This is a genomic window from Bradyrhizobium sp. CCBAU 53421, from assembly GCF_015291625.1.
GTDB lineage: Bacteria > Pseudomonadota > Alphaproteobacteria > Rhizobiales > Xanthobacteraceae > Bradyrhizobium.
In genome coordinates this window covers 8,477,248-8,494,677 of the sequence record NZ_CP030047.1, presented here as the reverse complement: position 1 = coordinate 8,494,677, position 17,430 = coordinate 8,477,248, and the positions used below count along the sequence as shown (strand labels likewise).

Below are 17,430 nucleotides of genomic sequence, written 5' to 3'. Positions count from 1 at the left end.
CGAAAATAACGGAGAAAAACTAACGCTGGCGAGCCCGACGGGCGAGCCCCGATCGACGTTGCACCTGCGGTGCTGAGGGATGTATGTCAGTGCACCGTCTCAGATTATCGCCAAGATGGCGGCTCGCAATCAGCGACTGGGAGGCCGCGCGGTGCTTTCCGCCGCCGCGCAGACGGCTATCGAATCCGGATCGTTTGCCGGTCGTCCGGTCAGCCGGCGACGTGCACGGCGCCGGACCTCGGGAAAGCATCTATGCCCTGCTGATATAGTCTTCCAGTGCGGAGCTCCTTGGCATGAAATAACTGTCACGGCCCAACTGCGCGTCGGATGGCCATTCGAGCACATTGAGTTCATCCGAACGGCATCTACAGCTCTGGCCGCCATTGGGCGAACGGTAAATTATTTAGATATTTCAATTATATAAGAGTTCGCTGTTTTGTTCTGAATGGCGCACCAAACTACGCTTTTCCACGCTAGAGCACGATCTTGTACGATTGCGTTCGCTGGATGATCGCGCGAAGGGCGTTCGCCGAATTCGCGTTAACGGACGGGAGCCCTTCAGCATTGTTCGCTTTAGCGCCGAACCGCAGTTCGCAAACAAATGAAGGTCGGGGGGCGGGTGCTCCCCGGCTACCAAATCTACGATTTTGTGCGACATGCTACTATCTTGTACGATTTCACTGGCTTGATGGTACCGCCGAGCGAAGCTCCGCCGTGGAGGGCTCCTCCATGTCGCCCGCTCCCGCAATCATGCCGTTTGCCTCATCACAGAATCGTACGCCTGGGTGAAGAACGACACGTCCAGTGTGCGTCCGGCGCTACGCCATGCTTCATGGCGAACGAAATTGGCCATCAGCAAATCCGTGATCCCGAAGACGGATGCGGACGCAATATACCGGTCGTCATTGACAAAGACGTCGTGAGCTTCTCGTGATGGGGTGCTTCCATCATGAAACGCAATGTGCCGGCCGCCGGGGTGGCGCTCCTGAGCCGTGAGCATCTCGCCGACCGTCATAGGGGATCGACTGGGCCGCCGGCTTGAAACTTATGGACTAATGCCGACGACCGGCTGGGCTTCGAATTTCTATTTGAAGATCGCTACGTCGTCGTGGCCGGCGTGAAGAGCCCGCGGAATGCTTCGCCCAACAGCCAGGCGGCGTTATCCCTGATCCGGATGAATCGCTTTCTTGTCTGCGCAGTATTTTGCAATAAGAAAGCGGATTCCCTCTTGCGCGGTCTGGTCGGTTACAAAGCTTGAGAGCTTTTGGTAATGCTCGATTCTCCTGTCGAGTTCGATGCACTTCTCGCACATGGAGAGTCCCCAGCTAGGAGGCGGGAGCGCCTGTCGTCCTCAGTACCGCCGTCGATAGGCATCGAGGAGAAGCTCAGTGCCGTCAGCGATTGCTTCAACGCTTGACGGCCTTGTGCCGCTTGTGATGACGAAGTTGACGTTCCAAGACTGATAGAGGGCGACTTCCAGCGCCATCTCGCTCGGGATCTTGGAAGCCATCGAAACAAAGCTCAACCTCTGCCTACTTCTTCTTTGCAGGACCGAAGTCCGGCTGCCAGGCGGCCTCTTTGCGGCTCGGCGCCGCTGCGATCACCTTTGCCTTTTCCTTCTTCGGTTTCTTGGCTTCGCGATTGCCGCGTTGCTGTCCCTTGGCCATGATGTCTATCTCCAATTGGGGTCTGAGTTCTTCCAGCCCATTTAGTTGCAATATGCGTCGAGGGCGACGTAAGGATGCTGGCGTCCATGTTGCCCTCGCGCCGAGTTCGCGTAAGGCGCATCATGACGGTCTTTCCGCGCCGCGCCGAAAGTGACGTGATAAGCTCTCTCTGTGACCGAGCAGACCAAGAGAGCCGTGCTAGCCATTGAGGATGGCCGCCGCACATACGAGAAGCAGAAGAAACAGTGGCACGATCACCGGTGGGACGATCCACTCCGAGGCACGAAAACGCGACATCGAACGCTCCTGCTAGTTCGTTGGCGCGAGCGCATGTGACCCTCAGTCACCGGTCGATGCCGTTGATAATACGGTGATGCCAGCGACCCTACGCCTGTGGCTGGCCAATAGCGAGCACTAAAACGTCGTGTGCCGGTCGCGATCCGAAAGTCACTGCGCAGAGAAGATTTGGAACGAGCGCTGTGTCATATAGTCCTGATCGCGCAGTACGCATTCATCTCATTTGTCGTGCCCGCCGTGAAAGCCTTGTATTCGGGTGGCTCGGTCGCCACCTTTAGCGAGAGCACAGCCGAGAAAGCATTTCGAATGAAGATCAATGTCGGATTCGAGATGCTTCTGAACGCCGGGGAACCGCATATTATGTTCGTGAAGCTCAAACCCAACGGTTAGGACCCGTAAGCAAGACGAGGTTGGTGTCATGAAGCGACGACGCAGGGTTGCTCAGATTATCCCCCTTGAAGAACGTCTCACCCAGGAAGCGAGCGAGCTACGCCGACGAGCTAGAAACCTTCCCCCGTGTCGAGAGCGGGAAGCTTTGCTGAGAAAGGCGCGGTACGACGAGACCACCGCTCATTTGACCGAGTGGCTCATGTCCCCCGGTCCACGGGCTCCCCTCTAGACCATGGGGGCAACGATGCACGCGGACCAACACCAATTCGACAGCGTCGAGATTGCCTTCGTCTGTGCTGCGGCAGTGTCGTTTGTGGCCCTGATCGCTAGCGTGGCCTGGCTTCTGCTGGGATGAAATACGAGGTCACTACAATGACCCGGAAGGCGCCTTTGATTATTCTCAACGTATCGAACCCCGCCGCGTTTTCGGGGAAAGGCAGCATCATCGTGCTCGAATACACTGATGAAGATGCCGCCATGAGGGCCGCCCGGAAGATCGCACGAGAGACGGGGCGCGCCGTCACTGTCCGCAGTGAGGATATGCGCGTGATCGGTTCGATATCGCCGCCGATGACCCATTGAAGCAAGGTATGTCTCCGGGAGTTCTCCATGGGTGAACGGAGTTCCGGTCAAACCCTTGCTGGCCAGACGAATTCTACAGGAACGCATCCATGGCGGCCCCTGTTATCCCGGTATCACCGACAACTACACCGGGCGCCGGTGGCAGAGAGACCCGTTTGCGCTCCCGCCTTTCACGGACTGGGAGCGTGTCATGTGCGAAAAATGCGTCGAACTTGACGGCAAGATTGCGCATTTAAAAGCGCTGTCCCCGAATGTAACCGATGAGCTGACCTTAGCGGGGATGGCCCTTCTGACCAAACATTACGAAGATCAGAAGCGCGAATTGCATCCCGAACAGAAGTAAGGCCGCCTCAGTTGGCGGAAAATGGGAAGAATGGGCCGACATCCCAGTTTCAGGACTTCGAGCAATCGGTTGCTAGAAACGAACCCGCGAGAGTTTCGTTGTAAGGAAATCACCGGCACGAAGTCCTTGGGCGCTGGTGGCTGAGAGACGCGATGCGCTCCCGCCTCGAACGGACGGGAGAGCCAGCCATGATCCGCTATTTCTTCGACATCCGAGACGATGGACATCTCTACCCTGACGAAGAGGGCCTGGAGTTGAATGATCTGCGAGACGCCAAGATGGAGGCAGCACACACAATGGCCGACATCGCACGAGACGCGGGGCGTTCTGGCGACGACCATGACGTGACAATCGAAGTTCGAACAGGCAAGGGGCTGCTGTTTCAAGCCGCCTTCGTGTTCCACGGATTGAAGCAGTAAGGCTGCCTCAATCGCGGCCAGTTCGAAAAAGGCTGAACCTTTTCTCGTCCCGGCCGGACGGATCAATATCCGGGATTTTGTTAGTTCCCTCTCGGGCTGGAAGGCTGCGCCGCCTGTAAGATTTTCAAACGGGCGGCGTCGCTTTGTCTAAGCCCCCCTCAGTTGTTGTCCGTGACTTTGCCCTTACCTTGCGGGTCTTGCGTTTGACCGGGAGTTCGGACCGGATGTTCCACTTCTTTGTTTTCAATTGTGGGCCTATCGCTGCCAGCAGGTTCGGCGTATGCTTTCTACATCACCGCTCCGCCCGTGGCTTCTATCGGTGATGAGAACGCCGATTGCGCTTTCGCCCCACGCAGGGAGTAGCGCACGGTCAAATGATCAGTTTGCCTCAAATCTCGGTATTTTTTTCCTGCCAGAGCTGTGGCGCCACATATAACGCCTCACAAGATCACGACAATCGAAGCGGTCAGTTTCACTGCGTTCATTGCGCTAGATTGGTGCACCAATGGTCGAGCCCTTATAGCTATTCGGGTTGGCAATTATTCCGTGTGCCCGCCGGGTCGTCATAATGGCTCACTGCATCCGCTGCGATGACCCGCGTTGGGTCTGTGAGAAACATGAGGACCAGTCCAGCCGGACGCAATGAGGGGTGCATTGGATGAGGATCGAATAGTCGCTTTTCGGCCGTGATTGGGAGGAGATGCCAAAGCGCCTGCTGAGCCGCTTGAAGCTTACGCGGCTCTCTGGAAGAGAGCGACGAGAGGCTCGCCAACCGAGGCGACCCTAAACTGGAACCGGCCCACAGCCGAGCGGGCGTCAGATGATGGCCGTTCCGCTGGGTGCCGCATTTGGCTTCGTTAGGAACGACCTTTCAGGCAAGACGCTGGGAGCAAATAGCGTGGCATCGCGGTCCCGGCCAAAGCTAGAGCATCGAGAGCACTACGATCCCGTCTTCAAGTTGCCCCGAAGCAAGGCGCGCCCGCGCCATCTGCTCCAGTTCCGTCCGGTACTTATGAAGATAACTAAGGGCTTGCTTGTCCGTCTGAAATGTCGTTGTGAGCCGGCACATCTGTCGAGCTGCGCCGAGCGCAAGAGAGAACGTTATTGTTCCGTCGCCGAGTGACTTGGCTCTACGCACGATCTGCATGCTCCGGCTTGGTGAGGCTTGGTCCTCGGCACAATCATCGACCACTGCCGAAGTTGACTATCGCGGCAACTTCCTGGTGCGCTTCTTTGGCGAAAGCGCCGGCAACGGTGTCAGACACGTTGCAGCGGCGGCTTCCCTGGTCTCGCGGAGTTCTCGAAGTCGCGCCATGTTTTTGCGAACCTCGATGGCCTGCCTTCCGACATCCACCATCGCGCGCGCTCCTTCTTCAACGGCCAATCGCTTTCGGTTCGCACGCGCGATGCTTTCCGGTGATAATTCTGCCGGCTTCTTGACGCTCATGCTCACCACCGCTCAACAGGCAAAACCCGCTCAATCCGGAGATCGAGCGGGCAGCATGGTCGTTTCAGTACATCCGTGAAACGACACGACGAAACTCACGCCAGCGAGAGGCTCTCGGCGCTGACCTTGCCCCGAATCCTGTCGGTCTTGACCTCGTAGTGGACCTTTTGGCCCTCCGCGAGACCCGAAAGACCGGCCCGTTCGACCGCGCTCATGTGAACGAACACATCGCTGCTGCCGTCTTCCGGCTGGATAAAACCGAAACCCTTTTGGCTATTGAACCACTTAACAGTACCTGTCGTCATCTTGATCTCCAAAGCGCACGAACGCGTACCGCGTGACAGTCACGCGGTGATTTCAACTTCGTCGATGTCTTTGGAAAAGGAGCCCGCGGGCGCGTTCAACAAGGCACAGCGGCTAATCGAATACAGTTCACATGTACGCTATGTGCGGTCGATATACAAGGGAGAGCGCTGATTTGTTTCCGTTGGGCGCCTCCGCCGCCGATCGAGAGCTTCGAACGGGCCCGCCGAGGGAGGCCTAATCGATTGACACGGCCGTGCGGTAGTGATCCGGTCATTCTACCAACCGTATCGGCACGGCGAGCAGACCGGCTTGTTCGAAGCTGGCGTAGAATTACGCCGTTACTCTCATCCTCACAATCGTGAACGTCCCCTGCGCGAAGGCTGCGTGCAGGACTGTTCCAGTTCGCAGCCACCGAGGAGTTTTGATGCAGGTCCTTGTTCGCGACAACAATATCGACCAGGCACTTCGAGTCCTGAAGAAAAAGATGCAGCGCGAAGGCGTCTTCCGGGAGATGAAGCAACGCCGCGCCTATGAGAAGCCTTCGGAAAGAAAGACGCGAGAAAGATCGGAGGCCATTCGTCGGGCCCGCAAGCTCGCTCGGAAGCAGGCGATCCGCGAAGGATTGCTGCCGGCGCCTCCGAAGAAAAAGCTTCCAGAGCGCAAGCCGCCTTTGCCGCAGGTCACCGTCACCTAGCAAGGATATCGGCCGGGTTGACTCCGCTGAGGTAAAACGACCGGTCAGAATGGCACGTGAGACTTATCGAAGCCGGATGACCTTCAATTCGTTCAGTTGGATTGTGGCAGCTGGATATGTTTGGGAATCGGATGGGTTAGGGCGCTTATTGAGGAAATGAAAACCTATTTCACCCCTCGCTTGCTAGAGGTCACCGTGACGCCTCAAGCGCCCACGCGCTGGAAATGGCACGTTTCCGAAGCAAACGTTGAGCTGGCCTACGGGTACGCGACCAGCCGAGAAACGGCACAAATCGAGGGGGATGACGCTCTATTCGCCATGCTCTCTGTGGGACCCGTCAAATGACTGCTAAGCGTCCAGGACTCCAACCAGCGCGCCAGATCCATTGAAAAGGCATTGCGAGGGAGGAGAAGTCTGACCGTGTCAATACGAGGAACGAAATCCGCATACCATCCGTTGCCGCCGAAAGGAAACGCGGATGATCCGCTACTACTTCGACATCAGAGACGACAACGGAATTTATCCCGATGAGGAAGGGATGGAGTTTGCAACGCAGCGTGAAGCTGAAGTCGAGGCAGCAGAATCGCTGGCAGGCCTAGCGCGTGACCTCGCCACCCTGGACGATCGACCGGATCTCTCGGTTGAGGTGAGAACCGTTGTTGGAGGCGTATTCCAAGCCGCCCTCATTTTCGACAGAACCGAGACAAAGCGGTAACGGCGCTGCAACTGGCGGCGTTGCTCGCTTTCGGTGCTCGGCTTGCTCACAATTGCCTAGCTTGAGATCCGCTGCTCCGCCATGAGCCATTGATGGACGATCTCCCATTTGTCCTCAGCGCCTGACCGAAAATCCAGTAATGTTGGCTCGCGTCTGGCTTTGATTTCGAGGAAAAATCGCCGCGCGTCGCGTGCGCAGGCTTCTCCATCAAGCGGCTGCGTCTTGATCCAGTGATCCCATTCGCGAACGATCGCCTGCCTCGCTTCGCGATGATACGACGTCATCTAGCGGGCCTTATCGGCGGTGCATTGACGGGATGCTTGGATTCTCGCGCCAGTCGCTCGGCTTTGAGACGCTCGCGGTTGGCTTGGAACGCTTTGTCGGCCTTGGCGTGCTCGCTCTGCGCGGCTTCCACTTTTCGGAACATCTTGTTGGCTTCTCGCGCCGCGGCGGTTGAGCCCTGACGGCCGAAGACTCGGTCTCTGATCATCCCTGGCACTCGATCCTCCCTAAGTTATGAGATGGGTCTCGGGAGACCCGACTCCGGCTTAGGCCTCGGCGTGTTGTTCGTCCGTCGCTGGCGGCGGCCTTACGATTCACGATCCTTTCGCCGCCTTCGTCAAACGTCCTGGTGTCATTCCAGTTCCTGCGACGACGCCTCCATACGGAAGTTGCTAGAACAAACTGTCTGTCGACTTGTCGAGCCGTCTTAAGGAGCCGCCAGTTTCGTTGAGGTGACCCACCAGTTCACCGGAGATTCGATAAATCCTGCTGCCCTTCAGATCGTAAAGCTTCCGGCCCTTAAGGTCGAAAATAGCAGAATCGATCACCACGGCGACGTGTACGCCATCACTGTTGACTATGTCGCCCTTCAAGCGTGATCTCCCTTGTTTTCGCGAACTCGGTGGTGTGCCGACTATCACGGCGTCCTGAAGTCGATGCTTCTCAGGATGATCCCGGCGGGCACACCTTCGAACTCGCCCGCCATGTATTTGACGGTGGCGCGGGCTTCAATGCGCGCTCGGAGTCGCATGAACTGTGCTTCGCGCTCGCTCGATGCTGCGCGTCCCGCGCCTTCCAGCTCATCCATTGCGGAGGTCGAGATCGCGCAGGGGATGACCTTCGCGCCGTCGCGCATCGAGAACTGGACGATCATGCGGTCAACTGGTGAAACAGGCTTGTTCAAGTGCCATGCGACTAATCCGTTGCCGTTGGCCGAAGCCGGCACAGCTTCAGCCCTGCCCATCGAGCCGGGCGAAATCCGCCAGAATCGCCGCGATGAGATCGCGATGCCTTGTGTCGTCAGGCGACAGGCTCGCAGCGTAGATATTCAGCACGTACCGTGCCTTGGCAGCAGCTTCCGGCCAAGAGGTCGCGGCGACCGACATCAGTCCGCTTTCCAGCACGCTTTGCCGTTCGCGCAGCTCCCGCGCACGGCCTTCGACATCCGTCATTGCGCGGCGGATTTCCGTCGCCTTCTGCGCTGCCATCCCGCGATGTTTGTCGAGATCGAGCGGTTCGTCACTCATCTGGCATGCTCGCGTCGATCCGTTGTGCATCCGCCAGATCGACCGGACCGATGGAAAACATCTCCATCCTGGCGCCGTGCGAGGCTGCCGGCACGATCATCATGGTCGCAACGCGGCGATAAGACGCGAAGGAGAGCCCTTCGATCATCTCCTCATCAGTGATGACCTCGTAGCGTCCGGCAGGGAGAGGGTGATCGATGCCTCTGATCTGAAACGAATGCTTGAAGGTGACGACTTCCCGTCGCGAGCGAGTTTTCATGTACGCCCGCCTTTTGCCAATGCTCGGATGCCGATGTCGGCTCGCCCATAAGCCACCATGCGCTCTTTCAGCCGCATTAGCTACCGCTTTCTCACCGTCCGATGTCGCGGCGCGGAACGCCTCAAGCGCTCGTTGTTCCACCGGAGGACGCGTCATGACGCCCCATAACCGCCCATTGGTGGGCATCCATCGGTCACTGAGAGTTAACTGCGCTCCCGCCAAAGACGAGGAGCGTCCATTTTCATAGCTTCGCCTAAGTCCACTTTATTGTGCCGCCGGTGGTCGCCCCACTGTTTCTCCTGCTTTTGATTACTGTGATAGCTCTGTTGCCCGCACCGGGCGTTGGCCGACCCCTCGCACCGAGCGAGAGGCGGATATAGGGCCTCACTGGAAACGTCTAATCTCGAAGGTGAACGTCGCCCGTAAGACCGGTCCATCTTCGTCACGAACGTTGATTGCAAGACGGCGGGCAGGAGCATCGATAGTGCAGCGTCGAACTTCATCCTTGGCCAAGTGTGCCAGCGCCAAGGTTGCTTCGTGATGCATAGCCTCCAGCGAAACGAGATCTATCCCCTGTTCGTCGGGGATCATCTCGTCACCTTCGCGCTGATCGAAAAAGTACCTACACATGCAATTGCTCCCGAATAAGGCGGGAGCGCTGTAGCGTCTCTCTGTCACCGGAAAATGCCCAGGTCGGATCGGTGATGGTTGCCAAGCTAGCGGACTTCCAAGCATTCCTCAATCTTGGACGATGGGTCAGTTCGGGTTGTGGTGAGGTTCGGGCTGGTATGTTGACCGGCCAGGGCGCATACTCGACGAATGAAAAACCGCATCGGCTGGACGACTTGCCCCTCCATTGGCGGCAAATACGCAGTGGCCGAACTGCTTGAGGGTGGTGTAGTCGGCAATGGACTCATCACCTTCGCCAACAAGGCGCAGGCCCAGGAATTCATTGATTCTGGCCAGGCCGATGAGCTGGGGTCGCGTGGTTCCGTCCCAAAAAGCAGCGAATGACCACGCGCGACGAATGGACCGTAGACCTTGAGTGTCCACGTTGTGGGAGGCTCGACGTGGCACGTCTCTCACAGGCGGATGGCTACGCCTATGTGAGGGGGGACATCGCTACACGCGCCGATCATGTGCCGGCCGGGTTTGCCTGCATTGATCCGGAGACCAGCAGCTTTCAGTGCTCGAAATGTCAGGTGCTAATACCGTGATGTTGCTGCCGCGAATGAGCGACAAGCGGGCCAACGCTATTCTTCGCGAATTGCACACTGCGGAGGAGTGTTTCGTCGGGATGGTCGTCGCGCTGACCGGCGGTGACGGGGCATGCCACATCGTGCTTCGCAAAGCGGGCCAATCGTCGAGGACTTTATCCGATAAGCAGTGGAAGTAGCCAACTGTCGCAATCCCTCTCCAGTAGCGTTCACGACACGAGTGACAATCTGCGTGCGCAGCCCGCCGCAGAGCAGAACGCCCTTTACACCATCAAGCTAGCCATATAGCGTCCCTGTACAGGTTAGCAAAATGCTCACCTCGAAGCTGCTCAGCAGCAGCTCACGTGCCATCGGAAGGCGCAATCATAACATTGTGTTTATCACAGCGCGCCAGCGTCGCAGGTGCGTCTCTGCGCGCGCTCAAGAAAGGCGACCTTCATGAAACTTCCTGCAATCTTGCAAGGCGAGGCACGGACCCGCTTCCTTCAGGGGATTGCCTTCGGCGCGGTGGCGACCATGGCGATTGGATTTATCTGGGGCGGTTGGGTCACAGGGGAAAGCGCTAGAATCATGCGCAGCGCGGCGGAGACCAGCGGCCGGATGTCCGTTCTGGTACCGCTTTGCGTCGCTCAGTTCACAGCCGCGGACGGCGCTCTCGCCAAATTCAAGGCGGCAAGCGCTTACTCCAAAGAGAACGTCGTCAGCGAATTCGTGAAGAATGTGGCATCCACCAGCATGGATTACTCGTTCGCAAAGGCTTGTGCCACCGGGATCGAAACGGAGCTCGCAAACGCAACGACAAAGAGTTGACGAGCGTACCAGCAAGCCGGGTCAAGGATTGCGCGACCCGAGATTGCCATTCGTGCTTCATGAGGTGCGGATGACGCCGGCTCGATTCTGTGCGCCAACGAAGCGGAGGCACCCGCGACGGCAACCGATGAAGCCGAAACGTGACGAATCGCAGGTGCGTCAATCTGAGCTCAATTGGTCGGATCGAGACTGCGCGTCAGGACATGCATAGCTGGTCGGTAGAATATGGACGACGGTCCTGAAGAGACGACGGTCCTGAAGAGCGGTCACGATGTCGCGCCAGACGCACTTTCTCGTTCAATCCTTTGACCCTGCGAAAGGCGATCAGTTAAAGGCCGATGCGCCAATTGCGTGCCGGAGCGAGGAAAGTGCGCGTCGAACTGCCGAAAGGCTTGCCATGAGCAAGGCGGGCGTCGTTGCCTTCTCGACAAGCTCGGATACCGAGACGGGCGACTACGACGACCAGCCGACTGTGTTCTTTCGAGCAGGTAGGGTGCCGGCTGAATTCGACTCGATGCCTTGATGTCTATTTTGCGTCACTGCTTCTTCAGCAATGAAGACTGGCGTGCGTTCTGCCTAAATCGAAAAAGATCGAAGCAATTGCGGCGGCGGCCGAGCCGAAAGATCGTAGCATGGCGGCAAACTCTCGATTTGAGCGAGACGGTGGCGCAAGGATCACTGCAGGAGCCTACGACAGGACAAGTGACATTTTATGCCCGTTGGCTCCTCTCGGAAGGTGTCGGATGGGAGTGGTATTCCTGGAACTAGATTCTGGTTCCGTCATCATGCGCCAATAGACCATATGGGTAACGAGGAAATCGATGCGAAGTATTATTGCAATGTTTGTTTTGTTTACATGTGCGCAAGGCGCCATCGCTAAGGGGCCGGACTGTCGCGCCATCGGAGGCACGACCGAACGCCTGGCTTGCTACGACGCGGCCTATCCGCCGAAAATAGAAAAGCCTGCAATCGTTGAAAGCGACGCAGGGCGGCCTCTATACAAAGACCCGTTTGCAGCAGAAGAAGCTCGGACAGCTGCCAAGATAAAGAATATCTGCCGCGGTTGCTGAAACACTTCTACTCGTTCGCCGTATCACGGAGCGTGCGACGGCTGGATCGCGATGACGCGGCTCTTGTGGCTAGCTGCTAGCCCGTCTCCTGCATCCGGCACCGCCTGGGAGATGTTGGACTGTTGTCTGGTTTCCGTCGGGGCCGAAGCACTGGCAGTTTCGGTTCGCCAAAGCCTTTCCCACCGAGGCGACATGGAGTAGTTTTCTGCTCGTCACCGGCCAAGGCTTGTCCCGTGGGCGTCGGTGGCTGAGAGACCGTTGTGCTCCGCCTACATAGCAAGGGGAGTGCGCCATGGCCGAGCCACTCAGTGAACAGTCCTTGGAGCTATTCGACGGCGCTCAGCGCGCTATCGACCGCAGCGTGGAGCTTCGGGCACAAACCGAACTGGCCATGGCGGAAGCCCGAAATCGAGTACTCCAACTTGAGCTCGCCACTTCCCGGAATCGCACCGCAAGCCTGGATGTATGGCAGATCGCCGTTCGGCTTTCGGGAGAACTTAGATGGATCGACAGCGCTGTAACGCGGCGACCACGCATACTTTCCGATTTGACCCGACTCTGGAACCTGACGAGTATCTACTTACGCCATCGACGCACGGTCCTATGGCGTCTATCGGTGGCTGAGAGATCGATCACGCTGTCGGCCCCCGTTCGAAGCCGCATCGGTTTCTCTCGAAGGATCAATCTTTCCCAAAAGATCAACTTTCCCAATCTTCTTGACGGGCCTATTCACTCATCGGGTCTCTCGATGCTAGCGAAATGAAATTCGCGAATCCGCGAACGCCATCTGGAATGATTTTGCAAACGGTGTGGAAACGTGCCGAAGCGCAGTGAGGTGTGGTGCCGACCGATGGCGGTTCTTTGAACTAAGGTGTGTGTCCATAAGGGCGGATGTCAGCGTCTGACGGTCAAGCGGAAATCACACGATCAGCCAGAGCATTGCCGCTCGACCCATAGGGGACGGTCCCTCTTTTTGAGCGTCAATTTCCTGGCGGAGATCACTCTTTTCATTTTGACGGGACAATCTGAAAAGAACCGGCTTCAGCGGCCCTTTCACCACGCTCGTCAACGGGAACGATTTGGTGAGCCTTCCTCCAATTCCCGAAGCCGTTCGATTTGCGCTCTGAGACTCTCCGGTTGTTCCGGCTCAAGCTTCAGCGACGCGCGCAGTTGCTGCCCAATGACTCTAAGAATCGCTCGGCAGTGCTTGTGGTCTATGTCAATGCGGTCGGGCATAGCGAAGTCTCCTTTGGCAGAGAAAAGCGCCTGCCCTCCCGCCGTCTGCGAGCACGGCTGCTCATTCAATGGAACTGGAGACCGGAACTTTTGACTATCTGCGCGAGCGCTTGTATTTGAGAACACGCGGGTCCAGCTGTAGGACCTCTGGCTATCCGCGACATGCGCCGTGTAGTTGACGGCGAGCGACGATCTCATGAATCTAAGTCGTGCCTAGGCATTCCGTTCCTGATCTGTCTACGGAGATAGTTCCGGCTTGCTGCCGCCCAATCCCGGACGTTATCGGCTTCTCCGATTTGGCCGTTGCGGCACTGTCGATAAAGGCCGCCCTGGAGGCTTGCCGATCGGCCAAGACAAGACCATTCCCTCATCTCCGCGAACCTCCGCCATCATGCGAAGCACTCACGCCACCATACGAAGGACAAACAGCGGTTCGTCATGTCGGTGGTTCCGTATGATTCCCTCCCTGGGCACCATCCAGCTCAGTGCTGCCGTAGCCAACAAGCCATCCGCACGAACGCTCGTCCCGGCGTAGCCCGCAGGGCGAAGCCGGATGGTTCGATCCCGCCCCTGGGCACCGTTTCGCGTTCGGTCCAGGCCGTAGAGATTCGAAAGACGTCCCTCTAGCCAGGGATTGCCGGTTTCCTGCCGCGCCCGAGCGCGAATTGACCGACCGGGCCCTCCACATGGAATTCGAGCCCCGTCATTTTTGCAAACAGATCGATGTTGCAGGTGCCGATTGCGCAGCCGCCAAGGCCCATGTCGGTCGCCGTCAGGTAGAGCGTCTGGATCACGCTGCCGACGTCCTTCAGGATCAGCGAATACGCGATTGAGCTGTATTTCCAGGAGATCCGCCCAAAGCGCGCGGCGATCGTGATCAAGACCTGCGGTGGGCCGGACGCGTCCATGGCAAGCACGGCCGCCGTAGCAAGCGCCTGGAGCTGTTGGGCGGAGGTGTCGATCGCGACAAGCGCGTGGCTGCCCGCGTCATAGTGGTAAAGGCCGGGCGCAAGCTCCTCGCAGTTCAAGACCGCCAAGTATAATTCCAGCTCATACGCGCCGCCTGCCGACGGATAGGGTCTTGCGCTGTAGGTGACCTCTGGACCACCGTCAGAACCTGCGCCGATCTTCCATTCCGACAGCACGCGGGCTGTCGTCCCGAGAAACTGTGCGAGCTCGGCGAGCGTGACCGGATGCTGGTCGTCGAAATCTCGTATTGAATGGCGTTCGCGCAGCAGCTTCGCGAAGTGCGAGATCGATCCTGACGTGGAGAATTTGCCGAGGTCGATCTTTTTGCCGGGCCAAGGCGGGCGCACCGCGGGCAGCGGTGGAACGACGCCCGCATGGGTGAACGCGCCGCCAACTGGATTGGCGTGCCGGCCCTCCGTGCTGCGCGTGTGAAACACGAGATCGTGGAAATCCCAGAGAACGAGATTGCCGTCGCCTTCATTCACCCGAAGGCCGTCGCCGTCTTTCGCATTGAGCTTGATCAGCATCTGGCTGTCGAGCAGCAATCCGAGCAGATCGAGGTGCGCGGAGGCCGCATGGCGGCGAAGCTTGCCGATCTTCTGAGGCCGCGACAGGGCCGCGAGGGTGGCAGCGATGGCGGGATCGAAAATCCGAAACAGCGCGCCGGCGCGCGGTGATTCCAGCACCATCTCGCTGCCGCGCCGGCGCAGATAGGCGAAGCGCGACAACACAATGGTATCACCGTTCCCCAGCTTTGCGCGTTGTGGCCAGTATTCGGCGAGCTGCGGCTCGATGACCACGAGGTCCTGCTCGTCAAAGGATAAGCGGTACTCGAGAAGCCCCTGTCCTGCCAGTCGCCGCACGAGGGCATGAACCTGCCTCGCGAGGACGCCCTTGCCGGCAAAGGACGCGAGCGGAAGGCCGCTGGTGAGATGTCCCGCACGGTCGACCGCTGCCGCGCTGAATTGTCCCAGATTGATCGAATAGCCGCCCAAGCCAGCAGCGATGCTTCCGTCCGCCTCCATGTAAAGGGAACAACGACCGTTCAATCGGGCGGCGATGACGGGTGCGATCTTCCTGACCGGCATTTTCCGGAAGTTGCGCAACGAGCCAGCCTTCAGGTGTGTGGAAGGAACGGCGTAAGTTCGCTTTCCAGTCGCGGACGATTCAGCAATCCGAGCTTCACCGGAACATCGTAGAGCCGGCCGGGCGCGAAGCGGCGATAGAAATGCCGCAACCCCGGAACGAGCACTCTGACGACGGGCACCTGGACATCGGGCCGCGTCTGGTCGAGCACGAGGAAATCATATCCCGCGCCGGTGGCAATCTCGATGCAGGCATTGACCTGGTCGCGCGCATTGTCGTGAACCTTGAGGCTCGGCGCCGACGGCACGATCGGATTGTCGCTGGGGATCAGGAACGGATAATCGTTCAGTCGCAGCGGCGTGATACCGTCGAGCGTGGGCTTCTCGCCACCTCCGCCGCCCATCATGCCGATCGACATGAACTGGGTCAGCTCGGTGAGGGAACGCAGCAGGGCTATGCGGCGATCGAAATGCGAGCCGGAACCGAACTCGATATTTTCGTGTCCGTTCTGTATCCAATGGGTGATCGCCACGTAAGAGGGGATGCCGAGATCGCTGGTGATGTCGAGCACCCAGAGCCTGCGCCCCGCGTCGGCAAGCTGGGCTTGCAGGTCGCGCACATAGGGATCCTCGAATTGCGTGAGGTCGACTTCGGCACGTTGCAGCCGGTTGTACCACCAGATCGCGTAGGCATCGCGTTCGACCAGTTCGAGGAAGCCTTGAACGATGGCTTCCTCCCGGGTGTTGCCGGCCGCGCATCCGTTGGAATCCGTGTGGAAGCCGCCATAGAAGAAGTACAAGAGACCGGTTGGAAAATGTTTGAAACGCCTGTCGCGTAACGACCAGACCGGCGACCACTCTGTCTTGGTCGAAGGATCGAGCGGTTCAGGCACCAGATGTGAATCGTCCGGCCGCGGGGTATGCCTGTTTTGAAACTGCGCGTCGCTGAAAAGCTGCACATCGTTAGGAAGGAGGGCGTCACCGGTCGCGAAATCGACAAAGCGACGCTTCGTCCTGATCTCGTCCCCCTGGAAAATGCCCGAATAGCGCTCGATCGCCTCCATCAACGCGCTGGCCTCGCCCTGCTCGGCTGTGGAGCCCTTGCCGAAGCTGCCGCCGCTCAATCCGGATCTGAGCTGGTCGACGTTCCAGGCCGGCGCAGAGAAATTGTGGTAAGCGAAAAAGTTCGTGTTCATCGGCAGATCGGCCTCGATCCGCTCGAGCCGCGAGACGACGCCGGTCAGCGGACTGACGTGCTTGCGGAACCGTGCTACGGTGGCTCGCGATGTCACGGCACGGTAACCGCCGCTGGTCATGACGAGCTTTCCGCCCTCCGCGATCTCGATCGGCGCTGCCGCACGGCGCGGACTCTGCAGCTTCCTGCTGCCGCAGGTAGGGCACTGCGGGCGCCGCGCGACGTAATGCTTGGCAATGACGGCGCCGGTTAGGTCGAAGCTTGCGATGTGATCCCGCAGATCGGTGCGAAATCCCGAGGCAATCGCTTTCGCGATTTCAACAGCAGCGAAGTGGATGCCGATCTGTCCTACGGTGTCGCCGACCAGGGGCGATACGGCGACCACTTGCGCCGGTCCGCGATCGAGGAATCCCTTGATCTCCCGATTGCGGATCATGCGGTCGAACAGGCAAGTCCAGCAGGCGCTCTCGCCCGGCTTGAACACAGGTCCCACCAGCGGAAACACGCCGGACGGCTGTGCCAGCAGCCAGGGCGTCCCATCGCCAAACCGCTGTCCGTTCAATTCGGCGAGCCGCCGGTCGAGATAGTCGTTCGCCAGCGTGACCGTGAGCTTGGGCGACCGCTTGGTGATCCGAACGCCGAGCTTGCTCAAGGCCGCGGCAAGTTCCTTGGCGCCTTTGACATCGATCGCTTCGACCCGCACGGGGCAATCGCGGAGATTCCGTTCGGCGACCTCGGGGGGGAGGCCGAGACTCGCCCAATATCCATCGACGGCGCCCGCGAACGCGCGCGGCGCTCCGCTTACGACATATCGGCGCTCCAGCAGCCGCCCGATCGCTTCCTCGATCTTTTCGGCTGGAAAACTCTTTGAGAGCTGGCGAACGAGCTCTGGCGCAGCCTTGCCATTTTTGCCGATCGCCGCGGCCACCGCACAATAGAGATCACCGTGCAGGAAGAATTTGCGGTTCTCGGAGTAGAGGCAGACCACATCGGGAGGAATCGCATAAGCGGTGAAGTTCGGCGCGAATCGCAAAATGCCCTTGCGGCTCTGCCTCGCAGCGCGGCTCTTGCCATTGACTGTCATCGGGTCAGCACGCTGATCCTGTTGCTGTCGCTTCCGATCGCCGGCGCGGGGCGGACCATTGGCATCGCACGACTTGTGCGCCGCGTCGGCCACCGGCATTCTTCGAACAATTTGGA

Annotated in this window: 26 protein-coding genes; 12 read left to right on the top strand and 14 right to left on the bottom strand. The window is 58.8% G+C overall.

Translation table 11 applies throughout. The features are described from left to right. Positions 1-748 precede the first annotated feature (748 nt). The 3 genes from XH92_RS39325 to XH92_RS43730 all read right to left on the bottom strand — a co-directional run bounded on the left by XH92_RS39325 (position 749) and on the right by XH92_RS43730 (position 1,667). Positions 749-1,015, bottom strand: a complete 267-nt coding sequence (locus tag XH92_RS39325; protein ID WP_194456824.1) for a hypothetical protein — start codon at positions 1,013-1,015, stop codon at positions 749-751. A 336-nt stretch (positions 1,016-1,351) separates the two neighbouring features. Then, positions 1,352-1,510: a hypothetical protein gene (locus XH92_RS39320; protein ID WP_194456823.1), complete on the bottom strand. Its 159-nt coding sequence runs from the start codon at positions 1,508-1,510 to the stop codon at positions 1,352-1,354. Between the two features lie 22 nt (positions 1,511-1,532). Further along, on the bottom strand, positions 1,533-1,667 hold the full coding sequence (locus tag XH92_RS43730; protein ID WP_016841200.1) for a hypothetical protein: 135 nt from the start codon (positions 1,665-1,667) through the stop codon (positions 1,533-1,535). A 426-nt stretch (positions 1,668-2,093) separates the two neighbouring features. Between XH92_RS43730 and XH92_RS39315 the strand changes: the two genes are divergently transcribed. The 4 genes from XH92_RS39315 to XH92_RS39300 all read left to right on the top strand — a co-directional run bounded on the left by XH92_RS39315 (position 2,094) and on the right by XH92_RS39300 (position 3,698). Then, complete coding sequence (locus XH92_RS39315) at positions 2,094-2,354, top strand: hypothetical protein (protein WP_194456822.1); 261 nt, start codon at positions 2,094-2,096, stop codon at positions 2,352-2,354. A gap of 372 nt (positions 2,355-2,726) precedes the next feature. Next, positions 2,727-2,936 carry a hypothetical protein gene (locus XH92_RS39310; protein WP_194456821.1) on the top strand — a complete coding sequence of 70 codons (210 nt, stop codon included), beginning with the start codon at positions 2,727-2,729 and terminating at the stop codon, positions 2,934-2,936. 31 nt (positions 2,937-2,967) lie between these two features. Next, positions 2,968-3,279: a hypothetical protein gene (locus tag XH92_RS39305; RefSeq protein WP_194456820.1), complete on the top strand. Its 312-nt coding sequence runs from the start codon at positions 2,968-2,970 to the stop codon at positions 3,277-3,279. A 188-nt stretch (positions 3,280-3,467) separates the two neighbouring features. Further along, complete coding sequence (locus XH92_RS39300) at positions 3,468-3,698, top strand: hypothetical protein (RefSeq protein WP_194456819.1); 231 nt, start codon at positions 3,468-3,470, stop codon at positions 3,696-3,698. A gap of 922 nt (positions 3,699-4,620) precedes the next feature. Here XH92_RS39300 and XH92_RS44180 read toward each other — a convergent pair. From XH92_RS44180 to XH92_RS39290, 3 genes are all read right to left on the bottom strand, one after another. Beyond that, positions 4,621-4,845 (bottom strand): hypothetical protein, encoded by a 225-nt coding sequence (locus tag XH92_RS44180; RefSeq protein WP_309296299.1) that lies wholly within the window; start codon positions 4,843-4,845, stop codon positions 4,621-4,623. 57 nt (positions 4,846-4,902) lie between these two features. Next, the gene (locus XH92_RS39295) at positions 4,903-5,145 is read right to left on the bottom strand and encodes a transcriptional regulator (RefSeq protein ID WP_194456818.1); all 243 of its coding nucleotides are present in this window, start codon (positions 5,143-5,145) and stop codon (positions 4,903-4,905) included. 95 nt (positions 5,146-5,240) lie between these two features. Continuing rightward, the gene (locus XH92_RS39290) at positions 5,241-5,450 is read right to left on the bottom strand and encodes a cold-shock protein (protein WP_194456817.1); all 210 of its coding nucleotides are present in this window, start codon (positions 5,448-5,450) and stop codon (positions 5,241-5,243) included. A 425-nt stretch (positions 5,451-5,875) separates the two neighbouring features. Here XH92_RS39290 and rpsU point away from each other — a divergent pair, with 425 nt between their 5' ends. Next, positions 5,876-6,145, top strand: a complete 270-nt coding sequence (rpsU, locus tag XH92_RS39285; protein ID WP_016841194.1) for a 30S ribosomal protein S21 — start codon at positions 5,876-5,878, stop codon at positions 6,143-6,145. 478 nt (positions 6,146-6,623) lie between these two features. Further along, on the top strand, positions 6,624-6,860 hold the full coding sequence (locus XH92_RS39280) for a hypothetical protein (protein WP_194456816.1): 237 nt from the start codon (positions 6,624-6,626) through the stop codon (positions 6,858-6,860). Positions 6,861-6,916: 56 nt separating this feature from the next. Here XH92_RS39280 and XH92_RS39275 read toward each other — a convergent pair whose 3' ends face one another. Further along, a complete protein-coding gene (locus XH92_RS39275; RefSeq protein ID WP_194456815.1) occupies positions 6,917-7,144 on the bottom strand; it encodes a hypothetical protein in 228 nt (75 codons plus the stop codon). A 32-nt stretch (positions 7,145-7,176) separates the two neighbouring features. Between XH92_RS39275 and XH92_RS44175 the strand changes: the two genes are divergently transcribed. Then, the gene (locus XH92_RS44175; RefSeq protein ID WP_194456814.1) at positions 7,177-7,317 is read left to right on the top strand and encodes a hypothetical protein; all 141 of its coding nucleotides are present in this window, start codon (positions 7,177-7,179) and stop codon (positions 7,315-7,317) included. A gap of 217 nt (positions 7,318-7,534) precedes the next feature. Here XH92_RS44175 and XH92_RS39265 read toward each other — a convergent pair whose 3' ends face one another. The 5 genes from XH92_RS39265 to XH92_RS39245 form a co-directional block, all read right to left on the bottom strand. Next, the gene (locus XH92_RS39265; RefSeq protein ID WP_194456813.1) at positions 7,535-7,735 is read right to left on the bottom strand and encodes a hypothetical protein; all 201 of its coding nucleotides are present in this window, start codon (positions 7,733-7,735) and stop codon (positions 7,535-7,537) included. Positions 7,736-7,779: 44 nt separating this feature from the next. Beyond that, complete coding sequence (locus tag XH92_RS39260) at positions 7,780-8,016, bottom strand: DUF1488 family protein (protein ID WP_194456812.1); 237 nt, start codon at positions 8,014-8,016, stop codon at positions 7,780-7,782. 76 nt (positions 8,017-8,092) lie between these two features. Beyond that, the gene (locus tag XH92_RS39255) at positions 8,093-8,389 is read right to left on the bottom strand and encodes a hypothetical protein (RefSeq protein WP_194456811.1); all 297 of its coding nucleotides are present in this window, start codon (positions 8,387-8,389) and stop codon (positions 8,093-8,095) included. After that, positions 8,382-8,648: a hypothetical protein gene (locus XH92_RS39250; protein WP_018273180.1), complete on the bottom strand. Its 267-nt coding sequence runs from the start codon at positions 8,646-8,648 to the stop codon at positions 8,382-8,384. Before XH92_RS39250 ends, XH92_RS39255 begins: the two co-directional genes overlap by 8 nt. A 384-nt stretch (positions 8,649-9,032) precedes the next feature. After that, entirely contained in the window at positions 9,033-9,278 is a 246-nt protein-coding gene (locus tag XH92_RS39245) for a hypothetical protein (protein WP_194456810.1), read from the bottom strand. A gap of 189 nt (positions 9,279-9,467) precedes the next feature. Here XH92_RS39245 and XH92_RS39240 point away from each other — a divergent pair, with 189 nt between their 5' ends. From XH92_RS39240 to XH92_RS39220, 5 genes are all read left to right on the top strand, one after another. After that, positions 9,468-9,662 carry a hypothetical protein gene (locus XH92_RS39240; protein WP_194456809.1) on the top strand — a complete coding sequence of 65 codons (195 nt, stop codon included), beginning with the start codon at positions 9,468-9,470 and terminating at the stop codon, positions 9,660-9,662. A 641-nt stretch (positions 9,663-10,303) separates the two neighbouring features. Further along, positions 10,304-10,675, top strand: a complete 372-nt coding sequence (locus tag XH92_RS39235; protein WP_194456808.1) for a hypothetical protein — start codon at positions 10,304-10,306, stop codon at positions 10,673-10,675. Positions 10,676-10,946: 271 nt separating this feature from the next. Next, entirely contained in the window at positions 10,947-11,198 is a 252-nt protein-coding gene (locus XH92_RS39230) for a hypothetical protein (protein ID WP_194456807.1), read from the top strand. Between the two features lie 298 nt (positions 11,199-11,496). After that, positions 11,497-11,745, top strand: a complete 249-nt coding sequence (locus tag XH92_RS39225) for a hypothetical protein (protein ID WP_194456806.1) — start codon at positions 11,497-11,499, stop codon at positions 11,743-11,745. A gap of 292 nt (positions 11,746-12,037) precedes the next feature. Further along, positions 12,038-12,508 (top strand): hypothetical protein, encoded by a 471-nt coding sequence (locus XH92_RS39220; RefSeq protein WP_194456805.1) that lies wholly within the window; start codon positions 12,038-12,040, stop codon positions 12,506-12,508. A 1,096-nt stretch (positions 12,509-13,604) separates the two neighbouring features. Here XH92_RS39220 and XH92_RS39215 read toward each other — a convergent pair. Next, a complete protein-coding gene (locus tag XH92_RS39215; RefSeq protein WP_194461649.1) occupies positions 13,605-14,975 on the bottom strand; it encodes a SagB family peptide dehydrogenase in 1,371 nt (456 codons plus the stop codon). A gap of 92 nt (positions 14,976-15,067) precedes the next feature. Next, entirely contained in the window at positions 15,068-17,314 is a 2,247-nt protein-coding gene (locus XH92_RS39210) for a TOMM precursor leader peptide-binding protein (protein WP_194456804.1), read from the bottom strand. Between the last annotated feature and the right edge of the window lie 116 nt (positions 17,315-17,430).

Coding starts and splice junctions, on each gene's coding strand:
- XH92_RS39300 (WP_194456819.1), top strand. CDS start 3,468: ATGATCCGCTATTTCTTCGACATCCGAGACGATGGACATCTCTACCCT.
- XH92_RS39280 (WP_194456816.1), top strand. CDS start 6,624: ATGATCCGCTACTACTTCGACATCAGAGACGACAACGGAATTTATCCC.
- XH92_RS39325 (WP_194456824.1), bottom strand. CDS start 1,015: ATGACGGTCGGCGAGATGCTCACGGCTCAGGAGCGCCACCCCGGCGGC.
- XH92_RS39310 (WP_194456821.1), top strand. CDS start 2,727: ATGACCCGGAAGGCGCCTTTGATTATTCTCAACGTATCGAACCCCGCC.
- XH92_RS44175 (WP_194456814.1), top strand. CDS start 7,177: ATGCTTGGATTCTCGCGCCAGTCGCTCGGCTTTGAGACGCTCGCGGTT.
- XH92_RS43730 (WP_016841200.1), bottom strand. CDS start 1,667: ATGGCCAAGGGACAGCAACGCGGCAATCGCGAAGCCAAGAAACCGAAG.
- XH92_RS39230 (WP_194456807.1), top strand. CDS start 10,947: ATGTCGCGCCAGACGCACTTTCTCGTTCAATCCTTTGACCCTGCGAAA.
- XH92_RS39215 (WP_194461649.1), bottom strand. CDS start 14,975: ATGGAGGCGGACGGAAGCATCGCTGCTGGCTTGGGCGGCTATTCGATC.
- rpsU (WP_016841194.1), top strand. CDS start 5,876: ATGCAGGTCCTTGTTCGCGACAACAATATCGACCAGGCACTTCGAGTC.
- XH92_RS39290 (WP_194456817.1), bottom strand. CDS start 5,450: ATGACGACAGGTACTGTTAAGTGGTTCAATAGCCAAAAGGGTTTCGGT.
- XH92_RS39250 (WP_018273180.1), bottom strand. CDS start 8,648: ATGAAAACTCGCTCGCGACGGGAAGTCGTCACCTTCAAGCATTCGTTT.
- XH92_RS39275 (WP_194456815.1), bottom strand. CDS start 7,144: ATGACGTCGTATCATCGCGAAGCGAGGCAGGCGATCGTTCGCGAATGG.
- XH92_RS39320 (WP_194456823.1), bottom strand. CDS start 1,510: ATGGCTTCCAAGATCCCGAGCGAGATGGCGCTGGAAGTCGCCCTCTAT.
- XH92_RS39235 (WP_194456808.1), top strand. CDS start 10,304: ATGAAACTTCCTGCAATCTTGCAAGGCGAGGCACGGACCCGCTTCCTT.
- XH92_RS44180 (WP_309296299.1), bottom strand. CDS start 4,845: ATGCAGATCGTGCGTAGAGCCAAGTCACTCGGCGACGGAACAATAACG.
- XH92_RS39295 (WP_194456818.1), bottom strand. CDS start 5,145: ATGAGCGTCAAGAAGCCGGCAGAATTATCACCGGAAAGCATCGCGCGT.
- XH92_RS39225 (WP_194456806.1), top strand. CDS start 11,497: ATGCGAAGTATTATTGCAATGTTTGTTTTGTTTACATGTGCGCAAGGC.
- XH92_RS39220 (WP_194456805.1), top strand. CDS start 12,038: ATGGCCGAGCCACTCAGTGAACAGTCCTTGGAGCTATTCGACGGCGCT.
- XH92_RS39260 (WP_194456812.1), bottom strand. CDS start 8,016: ATGATCGTCCAGTTCTCGATGCGCGACGGCGCGAAGGTCATCCCCTGC.
- XH92_RS39210 (WP_194456804.1), bottom strand. CDS start 17,314: ATGACAGTCAATGGCAAGAGCCGCGCTGCGAGGCAGAGCCGCAAGGGC.
- XH92_RS39245 (WP_194456810.1), bottom strand. CDS start 9,278: ATGTGTAGGTACTTTTTCGATCAGCGCGAAGGTGACGAGATGATCCCC.
- XH92_RS39255 (WP_194456811.1), bottom strand. CDS start 8,389: ATGAGTGACGAACCGCTCGATCTCGACAAACATCGCGGGATGGCAGCG.
- XH92_RS39240 (WP_194456809.1), top strand. CDS start 9,468: ATGAAAAACCGCATCGGCTGGACGACTTGCCCCTCCATTGGCGGCAAA.